Annotated in this window: 18 protein-coding genes and 2 pseudogenes; 8 read left to right on the forward strand and 12 right to left on the reverse strand. The window is 39.3% G+C overall.

The window, feature by feature from the left end; translation table 11 throughout:
• Both FTU83_RS12790 and FTU83_RS12795 read left to right on the forward strand, forming a co-directional pair.
• Positions 1-96, forward strand: a 96-nt coding sequence (locus tag FTU83_RS12790; RefSeq protein WP_179992416.1) for a transposase domain-containing protein, incomplete at its 5' end; no start/stop codon positions are given.
• Between the two features lie 24 nt (positions 97-120).
• Positions 121-621, forward strand: a pseudogene (locus tag FTU83_RS12795) (type IV pili twitching motility protein PilT); the annotation flags it as partial.
• 97 nt (positions 622-718) lie between these two features.
• Here FTU83_RS12795 and gcvH read toward each other — a convergent pair.
• The 11 genes from gcvH to FTU83_RS12850 all read right to left on the reverse strand — a co-directional run bounded on the left by gcvH (position 719) and on the right by FTU83_RS12850 (position 13,178).
• Entirely contained in the window at positions 719-1,093 is a 375-nt protein-coding gene (gene gcvH, locus FTU83_RS12800; protein ID WP_078193810.1) for a glycine cleavage system protein GcvH, read from the reverse strand.
• Between the two features lie 72 nt (positions 1,094-1,165).
• Complete coding sequence (locus FTU83_RS12805) at positions 1,166-2,194, reverse strand: AraC family transcriptional regulator (RefSeq protein WP_078190954.1); 1,029 nt, start codon at positions 2,192-2,194, stop codon at positions 1,166-1,168.
• Between the two features lie 149 nt (positions 2,195-2,343).
• Complete coding sequence (locus FTU83_RS12810) at positions 2,344-2,793, reverse strand: MaoC family dehydratase (protein WP_180011729.1); 450 nt, start codon at positions 2,791-2,793, stop codon at positions 2,344-2,346.
• Positions 2,771-4,645, reverse strand: a complete 1,875-nt coding sequence (locus tag FTU83_RS12815) for an ABC transporter ATP-binding protein (RefSeq protein ID WP_180106803.1) — start codon at positions 4,643-4,645, stop codon at positions 2,771-2,773. The genes FTU83_RS12810 and FTU83_RS12815 overlap by 23 nt, the downstream gene beginning before the upstream one ends.
• A 99-nt stretch (positions 4,646-4,744) precedes the next feature.
• Positions 4,745-6,025, reverse strand: a complete 1,281-nt coding sequence (locus tag FTU83_RS12820; RefSeq protein ID WP_180106801.1) for a GGDEF domain-containing protein — start codon at positions 6,023-6,025, stop codon at positions 4,745-4,747.
• A gap of 635 nt (positions 6,026-6,660) precedes the next feature.
• Positions 6,661-7,911, reverse strand: coding sequence for a mechanosensitive ion channel family protein (locus tag FTU83_RS12825; protein ID WP_180027121.1), 1,251 nt, complete (start codon positions 7,909-7,911; stop codon positions 6,661-6,663).
• Between the two features lie 247 nt (positions 7,912-8,158).
• Positions 8,159-8,695: a DUF2058 domain-containing protein gene (locus FTU83_RS12830; RefSeq protein ID WP_180011723.1), complete on the reverse strand. Its 537-nt coding sequence runs from the start codon at positions 8,693-8,695 to the stop codon at positions 8,159-8,161.
• A 12-nt stretch (positions 8,696-8,707) separates the two neighbouring features.
• On the reverse strand, positions 8,708-9,382 hold the full coding sequence (locus FTU83_RS12835; protein WP_180003692.1) for a YoaK family protein: 675 nt from the start codon (positions 9,380-9,382) through the stop codon (positions 8,708-8,710).
• 34 nt (positions 9,383-9,416) lie between these two features.
• The gene (gene sstT, locus FTU83_RS12840; RefSeq protein ID WP_180054809.1) at positions 9,417-10,610 is read right to left on the reverse strand and encodes a serine/threonine transporter SstT; all 1,194 of its coding nucleotides are present in this window, start codon (positions 10,608-10,610) and stop codon (positions 9,417-9,419) included.
• A 204-nt stretch (positions 10,611-10,814) separates the two neighbouring features.
• Positions 10,815-12,551 carry a SulP family inorganic anion transporter gene (locus tag FTU83_RS12845; RefSeq protein WP_180106799.1) on the reverse strand — a complete coding sequence of 579 codons (1,737 nt, stop codon included), beginning with the start codon at positions 12,549-12,551 and terminating at the stop codon, positions 10,815-10,817.
• Between the two features lie 309 nt (positions 12,552-12,860).
• Positions 12,861-13,178 carry a helix-turn-helix transcriptional regulator gene (locus FTU83_RS12850; RefSeq protein ID WP_078193801.1) on the reverse strand — a complete coding sequence of 106 codons (318 nt, stop codon included), beginning with the start codon at positions 13,176-13,178 and terminating at the stop codon, positions 12,861-12,863.
• A 282-nt stretch (positions 13,179-13,460) separates the two neighbouring features.
• Here FTU83_RS12850 and cysK point away from each other — a divergent pair, with 282 nt between their 5' ends.
• From cysK to FTU83_RS12870, 5 genes and pseudogenes are all read left to right on the forward strand, one after another.
• Positions 13,461-14,459, forward strand: coding sequence for a cysteine synthase A (gene cysK / locus FTU83_RS12855; RefSeq protein ID WP_180011715.1), 999 nt, complete (start codon positions 13,461-13,463; stop codon positions 14,457-14,459).
• A 577-nt stretch (positions 14,460-15,036) separates the two neighbouring features.
• Positions 15,037-15,246, forward strand: a pseudogene (locus FTU83_RS17710) (heavy metal-associated domain-containing protein); the annotation flags it as partial.
• 24 nt (positions 15,247-15,270) lie between these two features.
• Positions 15,271-17,709 (forward strand): copper-translocating P-type ATPase, encoded by a 2,439-nt coding sequence (locus FTU83_RS12860; protein WP_373685245.1) that lies wholly within the window; start codon positions 15,271-15,273, stop codon positions 17,707-17,709.
• Position 17,710: 1 nt separating this feature from the next.
• Entirely contained in the window at positions 17,711-18,130 is a 420-nt protein-coding gene (gene cueR, locus FTU83_RS12865) for a Cu(I)-responsive transcriptional regulator (RefSeq protein ID WP_168377524.1), read from the forward strand.
• Between the two features lie 66 nt (positions 18,131-18,196).
• A complete protein-coding gene (locus FTU83_RS12870; RefSeq protein WP_180003680.1) occupies positions 18,197-18,391 on the forward strand; it encodes a heavy-metal-associated domain-containing protein in 195 nt (64 codons plus the stop codon).
• 68 nt (positions 18,392-18,459) lie between these two features.
• On the opposite strand, the gene FTU83_RS12875 is transcribed toward FTU83_RS12870, so the two are convergent.
• A complete protein-coding gene (locus FTU83_RS12875; protein ID WP_078190941.1) occupies positions 18,460-19,065 on the reverse strand; it encodes a TetR/AcrR family transcriptional regulator in 606 nt (201 codons plus the stop codon).
• A 605-nt stretch (positions 19,066-19,670) separates the two neighbouring features.
• On the opposite strand from FTU83_RS12875, the gene FTU83_RS12880 reads away from it, so the two are divergent.
• Complete coding sequence (locus FTU83_RS12880; RefSeq protein WP_180041492.1) at positions 19,671-21,449, forward strand: acyl-CoA dehydrogenase C-terminal domain-containing protein; 1,779 nt, start codon at positions 19,671-19,673, stop codon at positions 21,447-21,449.
• Positions 21,450-21,459: the final 10 nt, after the last annotated feature.

Raw genomic sequence — 21,459 nt, forward strand, 5'->3', positions numbered from 1 at the left:
GCCTATTTAAGTGATGTGCTGAAAAGGTTGCCGACACATAAAGTGACTCAGATTGAAGAATTGCTACCACACCGCTGGAAACCTAAATCGAATTAAAAAATAGGCATGGGGTTCAGCGGACGCTTACATTTATGTTTAGGCACGCTACATTCAAATAACGCCAATCAGACTCTAGATCGAATCATTAACTTCTTCCCAGAAGAGCGAAGAAATCAATTGCTTATGGATTTATCGAGCAATATGAAAGCGATTGTTTCGCAACGATTAATCCGGACTGAAGATGGTAAAGGACGCCGTGCAGCCGTTGAAATCATGTTAAATACGCCGCTTATTTCAGATGTGATTTTGAAAGGTGAGTTTCATGAACTAAAAGCGATTATGGCAAAATCTCGTGAACTTGGGATGCAAACTTTCGACCAAGCTTTATTTGATTTATATAATGACGGCGCTATTTCTTATGAAGAAGCTTTAAGAAATGCTGATTCAACCAATGAACTACGTTTGCAAATTAAACTTAAAAGTTCACGTGCAAATGGTACTTCAGCGGCTGCACAATCTTTTAGTATGGTTGAAGAAAAGAAAGAAGAACCTGAAAGTACCGAAGCTTCGGAAGAAATATAAGCTGGATATTTATGCAAATGGTATATAAGCCAATTCAGCTATCATATTGAAATAAAAAAATCAGCCTGAGGGCTGATTTTTTTGATATTAGAAATATTTACAGACCAGCTTCGTATTGCTCGCTTGTCAACAAAGCATCTACATCAGCCATATTGTCTGGTTTAATTTTATAAATCCAACCTTTGCTATAAGGTGCATCATTTACAAAATCAGGATCATCTTCAAGGTCCGGATTGACTTCAACAACCACACCAGAAACTGGAGCATGAATATCAGAAGCAGTTTTTACCGACTCAACCACACCCGCTTGTTCGCCAGCTGTGATATGTTGACCCACATCTGGTGCTTCAACATAAACTAAATCACCCAATGCGTCTTGTGCATGATCAGAAATGCCTGTAACAACAAGGTCACCTTCAATTCGCACCCATTCATGTGTACTTGCGTACTTTAAATCTGAAGGATGATTCATTGATAACTCCTTAAATCCATTAAATTCATTTTTGGCATGAGTTATACATGCTTTTTACGTAAAACAAAAGACTTATAAGTACGGATCTTTACGCCAATTGCTTGGGCTACGACCACTCCAACGCTTAAAAGCACGGCTAAAATTGGCGACATCGCTATAGCCCAATTCATCAGCAATTTGCTCTAAGGTAAAATCAGTTCGTGACAGGAGCGAAGTAGCATGACGGTAGCGAACTTCGTCAACCAATGTTGAAAATGAAGTCCCTTCGGCAGCAAGTTGGCGTTTAAGAGTTCGATCGGACATGTGTAGCCGTTCAGCAACACTTTCGATACTTAAATAGTGCTGTTCGGAGTTGGTTAAAATATCACGAACGCGCATGGCAATACGGTGACGTTCGCCCAAAGCTGAGAGTTCAGCTTCACATTGATTAATCGCGATTTGACTGGCAATCGGGTCTGCATGGACCAATTTATTGGTTAAATATTGCTTATCAAAACTAAGTAAGAGATGTGGCTGATCAAATCTAAATTGGTGGCGTGGATATTTTGCAATAAACCGCTCAAAACCTTCAGGTTGAGGAAAATCAAAATCAATTTCACCAGCAGAATAATCCACACCGGTAATTGCTTTGCCCATGCTGATCATGCCAAAAATTAAGGCAATTGAAATCTCAGTACGTAAAGGCTCAATCGTAACGTCGGTTTGTAATTGAACAGTAGCTTTGGTTCCAAAAGTCGAGAAAAAAAGCTGTAAAAAGGGCATGCGTAGCTGAATAAAACGGTTTGCCAAGACTAAGGCATCGGTTATGTCCTTCGCCGTCATGATGGCATAGCCAATAAAACCATGAATCGAGATGCGCATTTGGTTGCCTAAATGAAAACCTAATGTTGGCTCACCAGTTAAACGTAGTGCGTGCTCTACCAATTGATTGGCGATGGGTGTTGGAATACGGAAATCTGGTTCAGCCAATTGTTCGCTGTTTAATCCGAAGGGACTAAATAATGTCTCTGCAGTGTAGCCCCATCGAGAGACCACATCTAAAAGGAGCAATCCATACACTCCGGGAATACCCTGATCCTGACGGGAATTAATTGTTTTCATAGCGTTCCGTTGCAATGCGGGTTTTTCTTCTGTTCAAGGTTATATTGGCATGATTCCGTGTTATATCCCACAAAAATTGTTGGACAAACTGACTAGGCTCAACTATTTATAGCGGCCTACCTTAGCGTTGTAAAGTAGGCCGTTAAGGATTAATTCGGTTTAAAATCTTTGGAAAAGACCACAATTTTGGTCGTAGACATATAAAGAACGTCATTGTGCTGATTGAGCGCTTGCGTAACATAGGTCACAATGCCGCGGTCTGTCTTACTTTTCGACGGAGTAATTGCAAATATTTCAACTTCTACACGAATTTTATCCCCCGGACGTGTTGGGCGCGGCCAACGCAGACTTGACTCTGAGCCAATTAAGCCATAAGCCACAGGGAAACATTCAGTCCATAAGCGCATTGTTACAGCAGCAGTATGCCAACCACTTGCCGCTAGCCCTTGAAAGATCGGGTGCTGTTGGGCTTTGACTTCATCTGTATGAAATTCCTGAGGATCAAAAGCGTTGGCAAATTGCTTGATTTCTTCAACAGTCATTTCATATTCACGACTGCTAAAGTGATCACCAACTTTAAGGTCTTCCAGATACAGCATTTTCATCTTCCTTTGATTCTACTTTATGTTGTTCTATTAAAAATCCACCGGTTTGACGCTGCCACAAGTGTGCATAAATACCATTCAAAGCAACAAGCTCTTCGTGGGTGCCTTGCTCAGCAATACGTCCTTGATCCAAGACAATCAAGCGATCCATTTGCGCAATGGTTGAAAGTCGATGCGCAATGGCAATCACAGTTTTGCCTTGCATCAAATCATCTAAACTCGATTGAATCGCGGCTTCGACTTCTGAATCGAGCGCACTTGTGGCTTCATCTAAAATTAAAATCGGTGCGTCTTTTAAAAATACCCGAGCAATCGCAATACGTTGACGCTGACCACCTGATAATTTTACGCCACGTTCACCGACAAATGCGTCATAGCCACGTTGGCCACGTAAATCGATCAATTGAGGAATGAATTCGTCAGCTTTCGCTTTACGCACTGCATCATACATTTCTTCATCGGTTGCATTCGGGCGACCATATTTAATATTTTCTTCAACTGTACGATGCAATAACGAGGTGTCTTGGGTCACCAAAGCAATATTTTTTCTTAAGCTATCTTGAGTAATATCTTCTATATTTTGGCCATCAATCGAAATACGACCATGGTTGATATCGTAAAAGTGGAGTAAAAGTTGAATTAATGTTGATTTTCCGGCACCCGAACGCCCGACAATACCGATTTTTTCACCTGGTCGAATGGTTAAATTAAATTGATCGATGACATTTTTATCATTATAAGCAAAACTGACGTCCTCAAATTTAATTTCGCCTTGCGGTACTTTTAAGTCGGTTGCATCAGCTTTGTCTTGAATATGAATTGGGCGGCCCATGGTTTTCATCCCATCTTGAATGGTCCCGACATTTTCAAATAGGGCAGATGTTTGCCACATCATAAACTCGGAAATACTACTGAGTTTTAAAATCATGGCGGTCGCTGCTGCAATGACCCCAAGCTCAGCTTGACCATCCATCCAGAGCCAAACGGCTGTTCCAAGTACGCCACCATATAAAACAATGATCAGCAAATTCGTCGCGATGTTGTATTTTGCAGCAAGTCGCATTTGCTTATACACCGTCACCATAAATTCTTTCATTGAGGCTTTGGCATATTGGCTTTCACGGCCTGCATGGGCAAACAATTTCACCGTTTGAATATTGGTGTAGGCATCGGTGACACGACCAGTCATTACTGCGCGTGCATTGGCTTGTTCATTTGAAATTTTGCTCAATTTTGGGATGAAATAGCATGCAGAACCAATAAATAAAGCCAGCCAAAGTAATAACGGAACAATCAACAGTGGCGATATAGCACCTAAAATGACGGTGATCGAAATCAGGTAAATGAAGACATAGGCCAACATATCCCCAAGAATAATCCAAAACTCACGTACAGCCAGTGAAGTTTGCATGACTTTGGCAGATAAACGACCTGCAAAGTCGTTGTGGAAGAAATCTAAACTTTGTTTCAGTAATAAGTTATGAAATCTCCAACGTAGGCGCATTGGAAAGGTACTGTATAAAATCTGATGTTTAATAATAGTTTGAAGGCAAGAAAAGAAGATATTTGCCAATAAAATAAAGCTTAAAATGGTCAGATTGGTCTGGTGCTGCTGTAAAAAGGTTTCAGGTTGAGACTTACTGATCCAATTGACTAATTCACCAATTTTGGCATAAAGCAGTGCTTCAAAACTCGCTACACCAGCTGTACAGAGTACCAATAACAAGAGGTATTTTTTTACACCCGTTGCAGCTTGCCATACAAAGGGGAAAAATTTTGTCGGCAATGGTTTATTCAAGTCCTGTTCAGGATAAGCGTCAACTAAATTTTCAAACCATTTAAGCATGCAGATAACCTGAGAATTTTACTGTAATTAATCTTTCTTTCTTCAGCTCTGAGTGTAATGGATTCGCTGGTTTTTCTCCATTTTGATTTGTTTATTTACTTAAAAAGCTTGGCTGCAAAAATTCATAAAATTAAAATGCACAACCCGATTACGACCTTGGCGTTTTGCTTCATATAAAGCAATATCGGCTTGTTTAATTAACTGATCAAGTTTGGCGTGGTTAGGGTCAATTTTGGAAACACCAATGGAGATCGAAAATTTCACCAATTGACCATCCATATGAAATTGATATTGTTCCATTTTATGTCTTAACCGTTCAGCAATTTTTAATGCATCTTCTGGGACAGTAAAAGGTAAAAGTACAATAAATTCTTCACCTCCAAAACGTGCCAACATATCGTAAAACCGCATTTCTTTACGTGCAATTTCAGCAATTTGGCATAGCACTTGATCGCCGACATCATGTCCGTATTGATCATTAATCGCTTTAAAATGATCGACATCAAAAATCAATAGACTGGTGCAGACCGTCATCGGGGTTTCTTGGATTTTTTTATTGGCGGCATGTACAAATTGGCGACGATTACTTAACTGGGTTAATTCATCCGTATGGGCAATTTTGCGCAGGGTATGAAAGTTCCAGTCATCTAGCAGCGCTCTTAGAAACGTTTTACGAGAGTTCAGCGTTGAGTTCCAGCAGATATACATACTGAATAGCAGCACAGGAATATACACCAATAAAAAAATCGTAAAATCACCAAAATCATTAATGCGCCATGCGCCAAAAAGTATCGCTGCCGAGATCATGGCAGAGGTCATGATCGAAGGGCGAAAATGCACATGAATACTTAAATTACCCAATACAATCAAAATAATGGCGGCATATTGATAGCTATGAACCAGTTCATTTTTCGACTGAAGTAATATCTCAAACCAGAGAATTGCTGAAATGCAAGTGGCGAGTGGCAAAATCAAATCCAGCAATTTAATCTGTTTGATATATTTAAACAGAACATAGTTCAGGCTAAATGCACCAATAATAGCAATGATACGAATCACACCTGAAAGCATTTCTACGTCTGGCAGCACATAGCGATCTGCCCAAAAATAGATTAAAAATGCCAATTGAGCGAAATAGTTGACCTGCTTTAAATAGTCTTTTTGGTTGTAGTACAAAAATTTGTAATAAGCATTTTTAAACTGTGCAGGGATACGTGCAATCGGGTCGGATAAAGCACGCTCAATACGGACACGATTCTCTAAGTCACATGCTTCTGCCTGTATGAGCGTATGTTTGGCAGAAGTGCGATTAATCGATTCTATGAGTAATTGTGATTCGTTTTTAACTGATTTCTGAGAAGGTTTCTTGGGGCCTTCCATGACCAAGCTCCTATTTTAGAAGCGTTTTTATGCAACTGTTAACAAATAGTATCTAAAATTGTCTACATTTGTATAGTATTTGTTTGGGTTTTTTTAATTACTGATGTTACGCAGTAACACCAGAAGCGTAATTTGATTTAAATAAAAGTATGATACGCGGTAACGTCATCCGCAAGTGTTTGAGACAGCACTTCTTCTAATCAAAAATGTTTTTGCGATACTTTGAATAATTTGACGCTAGTGAACGAGTTTTGCGGATGACAATGGTTTTGGGTGCTTTTGCCAAAACAAAAGTACCTCCAGCCGAAGGCTAATCCCTTTATTCACCCCCTAGATGTAAGACTCCGTCGAATAGAATTAAAAATCATTTTTAAAATGTGAAATTACTGTTATGTGCGTAACATCAGTTAATTATTTTTAGTTGTTTCAGATGCATTATATTTTTAGGAAATTATACGATCAGCGCATTTATCTAGCCTGCTCTAAATCCTTGCATTGCGCGATAAACAAGCACTAGCAGATGTCGAATAGCTTTTAAAGAAAACGCTCCCAATATATATTCAATCGACATTGTGAATTCTTTAACCTAAAGAATTTCTTCTTCAAATATACATGGGGAGATGCGCAATTAAGTCTTAGCTTTTATCAACATTTGGTTGAACGAGGGCTTTAAAATCGGCACTAGAAGGGGCTTGATAGATTTTAAGTCCAAACTCAGGTGTGATTGCGATCAGATGGTCAAAGATATCCGATTGAATCGCTTCATAATCTTTCCATGCAATAGTTTTACTAAAAGCATAAATCTCTAAAGGAATGCCTTCACTCGTGGGTTGTAACTGACGCACCAAAATCGTTTGGTGTTGGGCAATGCCTGAATGCTGTTGTAAATAAAATTCTACATAGGCACGAAAGGTCCCAAGATTGGTTAAACGGCGCTGATTATATTGCGACTGATTGGAAAGTTGCTGATTAAACTGAGCAAGCTCTTCATGCTTATGATCAAGATATTGATCTAATAATAAAAATTCTTTGAGTTTATTTTGCTCATCCTGAGTCATGAAATGAATAGAGCTTTGATCGATATAAAGTGAGCGTTTGATGCGGCGTACACCGGACTGTGCCATACCACGCCAGTTTTTAAAGGTGTCTGTCACCAGTTTATTGGTTGGAATCGTGGTAAAGGTCTTATCAAAGTTCTGTACAGTAATGGTATGTAATGACATATCAATGACATCGCCATCCGCATTGAGCGAGGGCATTTCAATCCAGTCACCAATTCGCACCATGTCATAAGAAGAAATTTGTACCGAAGCCACCAGTGACAAAATGGTATTTTGGAAGACCAACATCAGTACAGCCGCCATAGCACCGAAGCCTGCGAGTAATGTAAATACATCTTTTTTCAGAAAAGTACCTAAGATCATTAGGCCACAAACCAAAAAGATGATCAATTTGACCAACTGCAAATAGCCTTTAATTGGTTTGTTTCTAGATTTTGGATTACGTTGATAAATCAGATTAAAAATATTTAGTAATTCAGAAATGGCTAAAGCAATGGTCAGGAAGATAAAGGCCTGACAAGCCATTTGAACGATTGAGATAAACTTCACAGATAAATGTGGGACTGTGGTTATGCCATTTAAGATTACAATTGCTGGAACAATGTTGGCAAAGCGTTTAATCACACTATGTTCTGACAAAATTTGACTGTGGCTAAAGGCCATTTTAGACACGAGCTTACGAATACCACGTACCACAATTTGCTTGGCGATAAAATTTGCAATGATGGCAAAAATAATAATGAAACTGAGCGATGTCAGCATTTCTAACCAAGGGTATTGATCTGACCAATCTTGAATATTTTTAATGAACTGAAATTTTTCCAAAATTATCCTACTCTTATTGAAGTAAATGAAAGGGTTAATGATCAAACTATTGTAATTGTGGTGATTATATAAGCAATTTTATACTCGTAAAATTTACGGAGTTACGACATGTATAGTCCATAATGTTACTTATTGGGTGCTAAGGAATGATTTTTTGAAGGTATAACCGATATTTATGGACTGAAAAAGATTAATGTTGATAAAAAAAAGCCCCCGAATCGGGAGCTTCATTGGCGATTTGAAGTGCTTACCACATTAAATCATCAGGAATTACATAAGCTGCATACGGATCTTCTTCATCCGTGGTTTGTTCATTCACTTCAGAATTATTCACAATAATAAAGCCTTCCATTTTCGCATTAATACGGTCGGCTAATTCTTTTGGTAAAAAAGCATAGTTGCTATTTTCCCGTGCAATAACAAGACTGCCAGCAACCAAGGCATTATAAATTTGCTGATTGATATAAAGCTTTTTGATCTTGGCATCATCGATAAATTGATAGGTCGATTCGCCATCGGTATCACGAATTTTATGCTGATTAATCATTTGCATGATGGCAGCTTTTAATTCTTTTTCTTGCAACACTGCTTTACGATCTTGCTCTAAAGCATGATCTTTTGCGATTTTTTGCTGCTGATCTTGCTCAATTTTCGCCTTGATTTCAGCATCTTTACTTTCACCGGTACGTTTTTCATGTACGGCTTGTTTAGACAATTTTTTTGCCTTTTTATTATCGACCAGACCTGCTTTAAGCAGTTGCGCCTGTAATGCATTTTTAACCATAGTACGTTCCAACTAATCGTGTATATGTCGATAATGAAAATAGATGATCCAATATACTGCGCTCATGACTAAACTGAGTGCGGCAGGAATCAGGAATGCGTTTAATTTTAAATAAGGATAAAGCCAACTGGCAAGTATGCCACCGACGATAAATCCCGCTAAAATTAATAAATGTAAGACCACACGTTTAGACTCAACCGAAAGTCCACGAGCTTTATAACCCAAAGCCAAACCTAAGTCCGTCAAAACACCAGAGAGGTGTGTGGTACGAATAATGGTGCCTTTATAGTGGCTGACCATTGCATTTTGTACACCCATCGCCACGCATGCCCAAAGCAAAGCATAACGTGGAAAATAGGGTAATAGCAGCCAACACAGGACAATAAAAAAAGCCACCAAGCTTAATGGGACGCCATAACGTCGGGTTAAGCTAAAGTGACTATTTCCAAGAATAAGCCCACTATAAAATGAGCCAATCACATAACAGAGCAAGACTAAAATCAAATAAATAATCGTAGCTGGCTGCCATGCAATGAAGGCCATGGCTAACATACTGACATTACCCGTCATGTGAGATACCGACTGGTGCAAGATCGTCACCAGCCCGAGTACATTAATCATTCCTGCATTCACTGCGAGAAAAAAAGCACCCAGTTGTATCCAAAGCGGTAAAGTTTGAAAAGGCATGGCCTCGCCTTAAAAAGTATCCAATATCAGGATATTATCTTAAACCACGGTCTACTGCAGCTGTAAATAATACGTCAGTCGAAGAGTTTAAAGCTGTTTCAGTTGAATCTTGAAGTACACTAATGACCATACCAATGGCAACAACTTGCATCGCGATATCGCTTGAAATACCAAACAGGCCACAAGCCACTGGAATAAGTAGCAATGAACCACCAGCAACACCTGAAGCACCACATGCAGAAACGGTAGCAACGACTGATAAAATCAACATGGTGCTGAAATCAACAGAAATGCCCAAAGTATGAACTGCTGCTAGAGTGAGGACTGTAATTGTGACTGATGCACCTGCCATATTGACAGTTGCACCTAAAGGAATTGCTACACTTGCAGTTGATTCGGGGACACCAAGACGCTTTGCAAGGTCAAGGTTTACAGGAATGTTTGCAGCTGAACTACGTGTAAAGAATGCAGTGATACCACTTTCGCGTAGGCATTGGAAAACCAATGGGAACGGGTTTGAGCGAGTCATAAATGCCACCATTAGTGGGTTAATGACCAAAGCTACAAAAAACATGGTACCGAGTAATACAGCAAGTAAGTGCGCATAACTAACAAGCGTTTTTAGACCTGAGTCGGCAAATGTAACAGCAACCAAACCGAAGATACCGACAGGTGCAAAGTTAATCACTAAACGGATTACTTTATTCACTGCATCAGCAGCGTCAGATAAAAAGACTTTGGTGTTCTCTGATGCATGACGAAATGCAATACCTAAGGCAACAGCCCAAGCCAAAATACCAATGAAATTTGCTTCAGAAATTGCTGTAACAGGGTTTGCGACAAAACTTAATAATAAGTTTTTCAATATTTCAGCAAGACTGCCTGGCGGCACAAGGTTTTCTGCAGCAACATCAAGAATTAATGTACTTGGGAATAAAAGGCTTGCTACTACTGAACTTAAAGCAGCAAGGAACATACCAATAGCGTACATCAACATAATCGGTTTAATGTAAGAATTACTGCTGCCCACTTTGAAATTTGCAATGGATGACAGTACAAGTACAAAGACCAGTATCGGTGCTACGGATTTCAATGCCTTAATGAATAAATCACCAAGCAAACTTAAATAGGGTGCAACGCCCGGAGCGACGACAGCAACCAATACACCTAAAATAATGGCGATAATAATTCGGGTTACTAAACTCAAGCGTGTAAATGCTGAAAACATAGGAGAGCCTTGTCAGAATTACAATGACAAAATGATGAAAATTAGCCCTGTATTTTATACGAAAATGTGGAATGCTTAAAAAATAATTTAATTTAAAAATAAAACTTTGTTTTTTATAATCTATTTTTGTGTATTAAAATGTAAACCCTTCAAAACTCACTGTTTATCAAATTCGCATTGATTAAACAGTGAGCTAATAGGCCTTTAAATTTGGTACTCAGAACTGGCTGTCGCAAGCTCAGTAACGGCTTGATAGTGGGTGAGAAAAATTTGACCACTCAAATGCGTGAGTAATTTTGAGTGCTGCAATTTGTCCATGACAGGGCCTTTGACCTCGGAAAAATGCAGTCGAATATCTAATTTTGATAATTCAGCATTTAACTCTTCCAACATTTCTAAGGCACTGAGGTCAATTGAACTGACGCTTGAGCAGTTGATAACAACATGCTCTAGATCAATATTTTCACTGACTTCATTGATCAGGAAACCTTTAAGCGTATTGGCATTTAAAAACGAGATATTTTCATCTATACGGAGCGAGAGAATATGTGGTGCGGTATAGACATGATGGCGCTGTACATTGCGGAAGTGCTGTGTGCCCTCGACTAAACCGATCACCGCAATATGTGGACGACTGATGCGCCATAACAACAGAATAAAGGTAGAAATGATGCCAATAATGAGACCTGTAGAAATATCGATACACACCACACCGAAAAAGGTCACCCACATCGCAATCCCGTCAGCTTTTGAATAACGCCATGTATCCACAAAAGGTTTAAAGTCGACTAATTTCCAAATGGAAACAATAATTGTGGCCGCCAAGATGACTAAAGGTAAGTCTTGGAAACAACCAGTGAAGTAGAGACTGACAACGATTATCAGCAATGACGACAACACACCTGCCATCGGGGTTTTTGCACCTGCATCTGCATTAACCACTGTACGAGATAAGCTACCCGTCACTGGAAAGGCGGAGCTAACCCCAGCGCTTAGATTGGCTAAACCTAGAGCGATCAACTCTTGGTTACTATTAAGTTGGCTTCGTTGTTGTAAGGCAGTAGCTTGGGCGATAGACAGTGACTCAACAAAACTAATCATTGCAATCATTGTTGCACCGGGCAGTAAGGTTTGTACCAGTTCCCAGTTCCAATGTGGAAAGCTTAAGGGTGGAAAACCTGAAGGAATTTCACCGACGGTTTTAATACCGACATTTTGCAGGTCAAATAACATGACCGATGCAATCGAGATCACCACTAATATCAGTGGCAGTGCTTTACTTAGAAAGGCTGTAGAGCCGAATCTAGATTGAATTGATTGAGTGGCCAATATTTTCGGCACATAGATTAAAAACAGTATGGCCAGCACACCAAAGATGAATGAAGCAAAGTGAGTCAAACTCAGATATTCCCACAAACTTAAAACAAACTCAGGGATGTTGTTGGCTTTTAGCGGGACATCGACGAGAAACTTAAACTGACCCAGTGCAATGAGCAGTGCCGAAGCAATAATAAAGCTTTTAATGACAGGATGACTGATCAACTGAATTAAAAAACCGAAACGGAGTACACCTAGCAGCAGAGAAATCAGCCCGACCATTAAGGCCAAAAGTGTAGCGGCTTCAATATAAACAGGCGAACCAACTTCAAATAGCGGATTGAGCGTGGCGAAGGTCATCATCGAAATGATTGCCACAGGGCCTATAGATAAGGTTGAACTTCCACCAATGAGGGCGTAGACAATCATAGGTAAAATACTGGCATATAAACCCATGATTGGGGGTAAACCTGCCAGCATGGAATACGCCATACCTTGAGGGACTAACATGGCAATCACGATTAGCGAAGCAAGTACATCAGATTTAAATTTCACAGTGCTGTAGTGCTGTAACCACTGCCAAGCAGGAAATTTCTGTAAGAAATGAGGTTTTAAATCTGACATAAACTTATCTAAATCACAATTTCATATATATTATGCATAAAAAATGCTAAGAAGTCTTGTGCAATAAATTTTGACCGTACAATATTGCAGGAAATTTAAGGGGATATCTAAGAAGCCATCATTTTAAATGAATTAATGAAAAGTATGAGCTGATTTAAAGCTTTGGATATTCGATATAAATATAGATATTGAAATTTTGATGAAGTCTGGAGGGTAAATTGAGGTATTGAATTGCTGCCCATTGCGATGATTCATGTCTAGTGGTGCAAGAACAGCATGTCTGGCTTGAAATTTTAAGATAACTGAATGTTATTTATAAGATTGGTTGCAATACAATTGGTAAAGAGTATTGAGAACTTGAACTAAATTTGCATCTTTAATTGAATAATAAATTTGCTTACCATCACGACGCGTAGTCACAACATCACTTTTACGTAACATCATCAGTTGTTGTGAGAGGGTTGGCTGTTTAATATCAGTGATTTCTTCAATCTGAGACACATTCAATTCTTGCTGTGCTAGATGACATAAAATTAGTAGACGATCCGTATTTGCCAGCGACTTTAAAACGCCCACGACTAATTCGGCAGAATCACGCATAGTAGTGATTTCCAGATCGGTATTCATTGGATATGTCCATACGATTAACAACAGCTCAAGTATACGGATATCACGGCTTAATACATTGAATAAATAAGACAATTTCTATGGTTTTTTATGAAATCAAATATCATTAATTTTTATAAGTTTAAATTTAGTTAATCAGTTAAATTTATTGCTTGATTTTAGTGCAAGCTTTCACAAAATGCACATAAATATAAGACATTAGCTTAAAAAATCATGCACACTTTGAAAATAATTGTATGATCTAAAGATCGTATTCAATAAATACACAAGGGATAAATAGTCATGACAACAGATTCAGCTTTTCCAGCAACGAGTAATTTAGGTATCGCAGTATATAGTAATAACGCTGAAGCGATTGGTAATACACCTTTGGTTCGTATTAATCGTGCGATTCAGTCAGAAGCAACGGTCTTGGCTAAAGTTGAAAGCCGTAACCCTGCCTTTTCTGTGAAATGTCGTGTGGGTGCAGCTCTCATTGCAGATGCAGAAGAAAAAGGCTTATTAAAACCGGGTATGCATATTGTAGAACCTACAAGTGGTAATACAGGGATTGCTTTAGCATTTGTTGCAGCAGCGAAAGGTTATGCAATTACATTAACCATGCCAGCAAGTATGAGTATCGAACGCCGTAAGGTGTTGAAGTCTTTTGGTGCAAATCTCGTATTGACTGAACCTGCTAAAGGCATGAGAGGTGCGGTCGAAGAAGCACAGCGCCTCGTTGCCGAACATCCTGAAACGTATTATTTACCACAACAGTTTGAAAACCCTGCAAACCCTAAAATTCATGAATTGACCACTGGCCCAGAAATTTGGGAAGCGACCGGTGGTAAAGTGGATATTTTAGTTTCAGGTGTAGGTACAGGCGGTACGATTTCAGGCATTTCAAGCTATTTTGAAAAAGTGAAAAATCAGCCACTTTATTCTGTTGCGGTTGAACCGGCTGAATCTCCGATTATTGCCCAAGCGAAAAAAGGCGAAACACTGACTCCTGGGCCGCATAAAATTCAGGGGATTGGCGCTAACTTTATTCCGGGTAACTTGGATCTAGACCTTGTTGATGAAGTGATCGGTATTGAAAGTGCTGAAGCGATCGAATGGGCACGTAAAACGGCTACTCATGACGGTATTTTAGTGGGTATCTCTAGCGGTGCTGCTATGGCTGCGGCGGCAAAACTTGCTGCGCGTCCTGAGAATGCAGGCAAAACTATTGTGGTCATTTTACCGGATGGTGGTGAACGTTATCTTTCGTCAGTTTTATTTGAAGATATTAGTGCTGACTAATAGGTCTGACATGAAAAAAAGCCCGTTCATTTGAATGGGCTTTTTTATTGATGATTTTGTTATTTATACTTGTCTTAAGCCGCGTCTTGATCATCGTTTTTGGCATTTTGTTGTTTAATTTTTCGTTTAGGCGGTTCATATCCTAACTTTCGAGCGATATATTTAAACAGGAAGCCTAAGAGTATGCATATCGTGACAGCAGGGATAACCACTTGAGTGAGCCAAACATCAATATGATCTAGACTCCAACTTAAAATTAAAAATAAAAATAAAAAAGCACACAAATATGCGCAGTTAAAGCAAATGTTCGACAGTTTGTACATGCGAAAGAGAGTAATTCGTTTGGTGGTCACGAATCTCTATCTTACTGAATAATGAGGAAAGGTGTAGTTTTAATATCAGAAAAATAAACTAATTGAATAATCATTATTCAATATTATTGATTATGTTTTTAAATCTTCGCAATTCTTTATACCTTAAAGAAAAGCCTTGCTGTGAGTCAGAAAAACTTGACCTTCCCATTGTGGTAAAGTTTAAGCTATAGCCTAAAACAAGCACATATGATTGGGATGTTGCCATGACAGATTCGACAGAACGCAAACTTTTTGATGGCACACTTGCTATTGAAGGGATGACCTGTGCTTCTTGTGTGGCACGGGTTGAAAAAGCCTTAAAAAAAGTCGATGGCATCACTGATGCTCAAGTGAATTTAGCCACTGAAACAGCACATGTTCAGAGTGATAAAAATGTGGATTATTCTGCTGTAATTCAGGCCGTTGAAAAGGCAGGTTTTGGCGTTGCACAAAAGCAGATTGAACTTGAAATTGAAGGAATGACTTGCGCATCGTGTGTTGCACGTGTTGAAAAAGCCTTAAAGGTAGTTCCAGAAGTCATCGATGCAAAAGTGAATTTGGCAACTGAAAAAGCCACGATTACGGCATTGGCATCTGTTGAAAATTCTGCATTGGCGAAGTCTGTAGAAAAAGCAGGTTTTCATATTGCACAGCCCAATATTGAATTAAATATTGATGGAATGACCTGTGCTTCATGTGTGGCACGGGTTGAAAAAGCCTTAAACGCTGTAGACGGTGTCAATAAAGCAACGGTAAATTTAGCCAGTGAAAAAGCCTTTGTTCAGGCGCCAGTTTCAAAAACACAGGAATTGATCGCGGCAGTTAAAAAAGCGGGATACAGTGCGACCGTTGCTACACAACTACAACCGACAATGGCAGAAAAAAAAGCCGATGAAGCTCGGTTGCTCAAACGTGATTTAATCATCGCATTGGTACTCGCTGTTCCTGTTTTTATCTTGGAGATGGGATCACATATGATTCCAGCTTTTCATCATTTTATTGCACATAATTTAGGGACACAAAATAGTTGGTATATTCAGTTTATATTAACCACTTTGGTGTTAATCCTACCCGGAAGACGCTTTTATCAGCACGGCATACCAGCACTTGCGCGACTTGCCCCAGATATGAATTCTTTGGTCGCAGTCGGGACTTTATCTGCTTATAGTTTTTCTTGTGTTGCAACATTTGCTCCGCAATTATTACCGCAAGGTACGGTTCATGTGTACTTTGAAGCAGCCGCAGTAATTGTGGCGTTGATTCTTTTGGGTCGTTTTATGGAGGCGAAAGCCAAAGGTAAAACCTCGCAAGCTATTCAATACTTAGTCGGCATGCAACCCAAAACAGCACGTGTTGAGCAATCTAGTAGCTATATAGATTTGCCGATTAGTGATGTTGAAACAGGTATGTTGATTGAAATACGGCCTGGTGAACGTTGCCCAGTCGATGGTGCTGTAGTGTCTGGGAACAGTTATATTGATGAATCCATGATCAGTGGCGAGCCAATTCCTGTCGAGAAAAAAGCCGGTGATCAAGTTGTCGGTGGAACGATTAACCAAAATGGGGCCTTGAAAATACAAGCCACTGCGGTAGGTCAAGATTCTGTTTTGGCACAAATTATCCATATGGTCGAACAGGCTCAGGGTTCAAAATTACCGATTCAAGCTTTGGTGGATAAAGTCACGTTATGGTTTGTACCGGTGGTAATGGCGTTGGCGTTGATCACCTTTTTAGTTTGGTATGTAGTTGGACCTGAACCGAGTTTAACCTATGCCTTAGTCAATGCTGTAGCAGTACTGATCATCGCATGTCCATGTGCAATGGGTTTGGCAACGCCAACATCTATCATGGTCGGTACAGGGCGAGGTGCAGAGCTTGGAGTATTGTTCCGTAAAGGTGAAGCCTTACAACAACTCAAAAATACTCAAGTGGTTGCAGTCGATAAAACAGGGACATTGACGGAAGGTAAACCGAAACTGACAGATTTTGAAGTCACTGAAGCTTTTGATAAAGATCGCGTATTTCAGTTATTGGCCTCTGTAGAGCAGAAATCTGAACATCCGATTGCCTATGCCATTGTACAAGCTGCGAAAGAGATGCAAGTGCAACTTTTAGAAGTTGAACAGTTTGATTCCGTGACTGGTGCTGGGATTCAGGCGGTTGTTGAAGGACAAAGCATTTATATTGGTGCAGATCATTTGATGCATAAACTTGGTTTAGAAACACAAATCTTTTCAGCACTGGCAGAACGCATGGGCAATGAAGGGAAAACCCCGCTATATGTATCGATCGATCAACAGCTTGCTGCCATTGTTGCTGTAGCCGACCCGATCAAAGCCACAACCTTCGCAGCCATTCAAGCTTTGCATGATTTAGGGCTGAAAGTGGCCATGATTACAGGCGACAACCGACATACTGCTTCTGCCATAGCACGACAGTTGAAAATTGATCATGTGATCGCTGAAGTGATGCCAGATCAAAAAGTGCAATCTGTACAACAGTTGCAAAAAGAACATGGTGTTGTATGTTTTGTTGGCGATGGTATTAATGATGCGCCTGCACTTGCGCAAGCAGATGTGGGCATGGCGATTGGTACAGGGACAGATGTGGCGATAGAGGCCGCGGACGTTGTGCTTATGTCGGGTAATTTACAAATGGTGCCGACAGCAATCGCACTGAGCACAGCGACGATGAATAATATTCGCCAAAACCTATTTTGGGCATTTATTTACAATGCAGCATTGATTCCTGTCGCTGCAGGTGTGTTATATCCATTCTTTGGCATATTGCTTTCACCTATGTTCGCAGCAGGTGCAATGGCACTTTCATCGGTGTTTGTTGTGTCGAATGCCTTACGTTTAAAAGCATTTAAAGGGCCAGTTTTTCAGGAGTCTTGAGATGAATATTGGACAAGCAGCAAAAGCTTCGGGCATTTCTGCAAAAATGATCCGTTATTATGAATCGATTGGGCTGTTAAATAATGCACAGCGCACCGATGCAGGCTATCGAATTTACTCGGAAGCCGATATTAAAACCTTGAGTTTCTTGAGACATGCGCGTGATTTAGGTTTTTCTTCTGAACAAATGAAAGATTTACTTGGACTTTGGAAAAATCAAAGTCGGCAAAGTGTTGAAGTTAAATCATTGGCGTTAAAACATATCCAGACCTTAAATCAAAAAATCGCAGACTTACAGGCCATGGTTGAGATCTTGCAACAGTCCGTCGATGGCTGTGCCGGTAATGATCAAGCCGATTGTACGATTTTAAATCAAATCGAAACGGGCATGGCTGAGTGCTGCCATACAGCAAAGATTTAAACCCGCTTGACCTTACAATCGTGGCAAGGTTTATAGTGTTGTTATTAGAAAAGAAGGATGAACAGCATGAAATTTCGTATTGATAATATGACATGTGGTGGTTGCGCACGTAGCGTGACAGCAACGATTAAAGACTTAGATGAAAATGCAACGGTCACTATTGATGTAGCCACTAAATTAGTTGAGGTTGAATCCAGTGCTAGTGCAGAGCAATTGATTAGCGCTTTAACCGAAGATGGTTTCCCACCTGTGATTGCATAACTTAGATATTGTCTAATGTATAAAAAAAGCCGAACAATTGTTCGGATTTTTTTATTTATAAATCAATTTTATACGGCTGAAATTTTATCTGGCGTCATCAGCGCCTGATTAATATATAGCTTGATTAAACGTTCACGTGAACCGATTGATTTTTGATAATGCGTTGAATTGAGGAGTAGGGACGCACCATAAGTGACCGTCCAAATATAGGATAAATAATCACGAATCGACATTGCGCTTTCAAGTGATTTTAAATAATCACTGGTCATATCCTTAATTTCAATAATACGTTCTTCACGAACACGATAGAGCTCTTCAAATAACTCTTTTAATTTACGTTCATTATTAGTTAAGCGTTCTTCAATGACATGTAATAATATAGTTCTATTAGAATTCAACATATTATAAAGCATATATTGTGAAACATAAGTTTTAATATCATGATTATATTTTTTTGAAATTTCTAATAATCGTTTTTCATTTAAGATAATCAGTTCTAAATATAATTGGTTTTTACTTTTAAAATGTTTATAAATCGTACCTTTGGCAATATCTAGTTCACAAGCTAACTCACTTAAGGTGATGTCTTGATTATTATCTAATAGCAGGGTTTCTGCCATGGCTAAAATTTTTTCCTTGCGAAGGATAAAATTTTGTTGGCGTACTGAACTCATGATACCTGTTCCATAAACAGCTTGAGGGTGAACAAGCCTAGCTTAAGCTAAATCTTGTGAATCTTACATTCCACTATGGTCTCAAATATTACATAAATTGGTTTAAAAATAAACACATTAGTAGAGTGCGTAAAGCATATAGAATTCATAGCATAAAATTAATGTCAATAAAACTGAACCCTTGAGGTCATTTTTTTGAAATAAAATTCCATTTTTATTTTTTTTAATTTATTGTCTTTTCGCTTTTACAACAAAAGCAGCATTTAACAAAACGGTCTTGGTTGTTATGTTATTAATACAACCTAAATTAAACATGATTATGGGTACTATTATGTTTGGTTTTAATCAATTACCAATTATAAATTTAGTCAACTCAATAAATTTATTTAAGTGTAATAAAATAATGCTGCTCAAAATATCAGGTGGTTATTTTTCACTTGTCGGTAAAAACACATTATCTATATTCTTTTTAGATATCTATCTGAAAAAACAGATCTTTAAAAAATCCACACAAAATTGATTTGATGATTTTGTGCGGGAGCGTGCAACTTTAAAAAAGTACTTTGTCAAAGACGCTGACAAAGCCTGTAGAAAAGGAAAGTACAATGCCAATATACAATGCGCCGTTAAAGGACATGGACTTCATCTTAAATGATGTATTCAATGCAGATGAGTTCTGGCAGTCAAATGAAAACTTAGCTCATATTGATATGGCGACTGCAAATGCCATTTTAGAAGAAATGGCTAAGTTTTCTAAAAACGTTATTCTAGACTTGAACCGTACTGCAGATGAAGAAGGTGGTGCGCAGTTTAGTAATGGTGTTGTTACTACGCCTACAGGGTTTAAAGACGCTTTTAAACAATTCGCTGAAGGTGGCTGGGTGGGTTTAGGCGCTTCTGAAGAATGGGGCGGCCAAAACATGCCGAAAATGTTGACAGTACTTGCTGACGAAATGATTTGGAGTACCAATCCATCATTTATGTTGTATCCACTACTGACTGTGGGTGCAGGTATGGCGATTAATGACCGTGCTTCGCAAGAGCAAAAAGAAACCTATCTTCCAAAATTTTATACGGGTGAATGGTCAGGCACTATGTGTTTAACTGAACCACATTCAGGGACTGATTTGGGGATCATTAAAACCAAAGCAGAGCCGAATGAAGATGGTTCATTTAATATTACAGGCACGAAAATTTTCATCACCAGTGGTGAACATGATCTGTGTGAAAACATCATCCATCTTGTGTTAGCAAAAACGCCAAATGCACCTGCGGGTTCACGTGGTATTTCATTGTTTATCGTTCCAAAATTCCATGTCAATGCCGATGGCTCAGTCGGTGAACGTAATGCTGTTTCAGCGGGTTCAATTGAACACAAGATGGGTATTAAAGGTTCTGCAACGTGTGTTATGAACTTTGATGGTGCCAAAGGTTATATCGTTGGTAAAGAAAACGAAGGTCTTGCGGCGATGTTTGTCATGATGAACTATGAACGTTTATCGATGGGTATCCAAGGGATTGGCGCTGCAGAATTTGCTTACCAAAATGCTGCACAGTATGCGACTGATCGTCTACAAGGTCGTTCTGCGACAGGTGTGAAATCTCCTGAAAAACCAGCAGACTCTATTTTAGTACATGGTGATGTACGTCGTATGTTGTTGAATGTACGCGCCAACAACGAAGCATCTCGTGCATTTGCTGTGTATGTTGGCCAGCAACTGGATATTACAAAATATTCAACTGACGAAGCTGCAGTGAAAAAAGCCAATGACCGCGTGGCTTTATTGACACCTATTGCAAAAGCCTACCTAACAGATACAGCCCTACAAGCTACTTTAGAAGCGCAAATGTGCTTTGGTGGTCATGGCTATATCCGTGAATGGGGTATGGAGCAATGCATTCGTGACTTACGTATTTCACAGATTTACGAAGGCACAAATGGCGTACAAGCGATTGATTTAATTGGACGCAAAACCACGAAATGTAATGGTGCATTTATTGCCGAATACATTGCTGAAATTCGTGACTTTGCTGCAACCATGGCTGATTCAAAAGTTAAATCTGCAGCATTGCAAGTTTCTGACGAAGTTGAAGCATTAACGCAATTCATTGTAGAACAATCTAAGACCACCCCAGACTTTAGCAGTTCGGTGGCAGTCGATTACCTGCACGCTGTTGGTTTACTCAGCTTTGTGTATATGTTTGCGCGTATTAGCAAAGCTGCGGCTGCAAAACCAGAGAGCTTCTTCCAAAACAAACTGGTACTCGCAGATTTCTATGTTGAGAAAGTTCTACCTGACCTTGCTGCTCGTGCTCAACGCATTAAAGCAGGTTCTGAACTTATCATGCAGCTATCTGAAGAATACTTCACCGCTCAATCTTAAGGTTTCATCG

The organism is Acinetobacter sp. YH12152, assembly GCF_013418285.1.
Classification (GTDB): Bacteria; Pseudomonadota; Gammaproteobacteria; order Pseudomonadales; family Moraxellaceae; genus Acinetobacter; species Acinetobacter amyesii.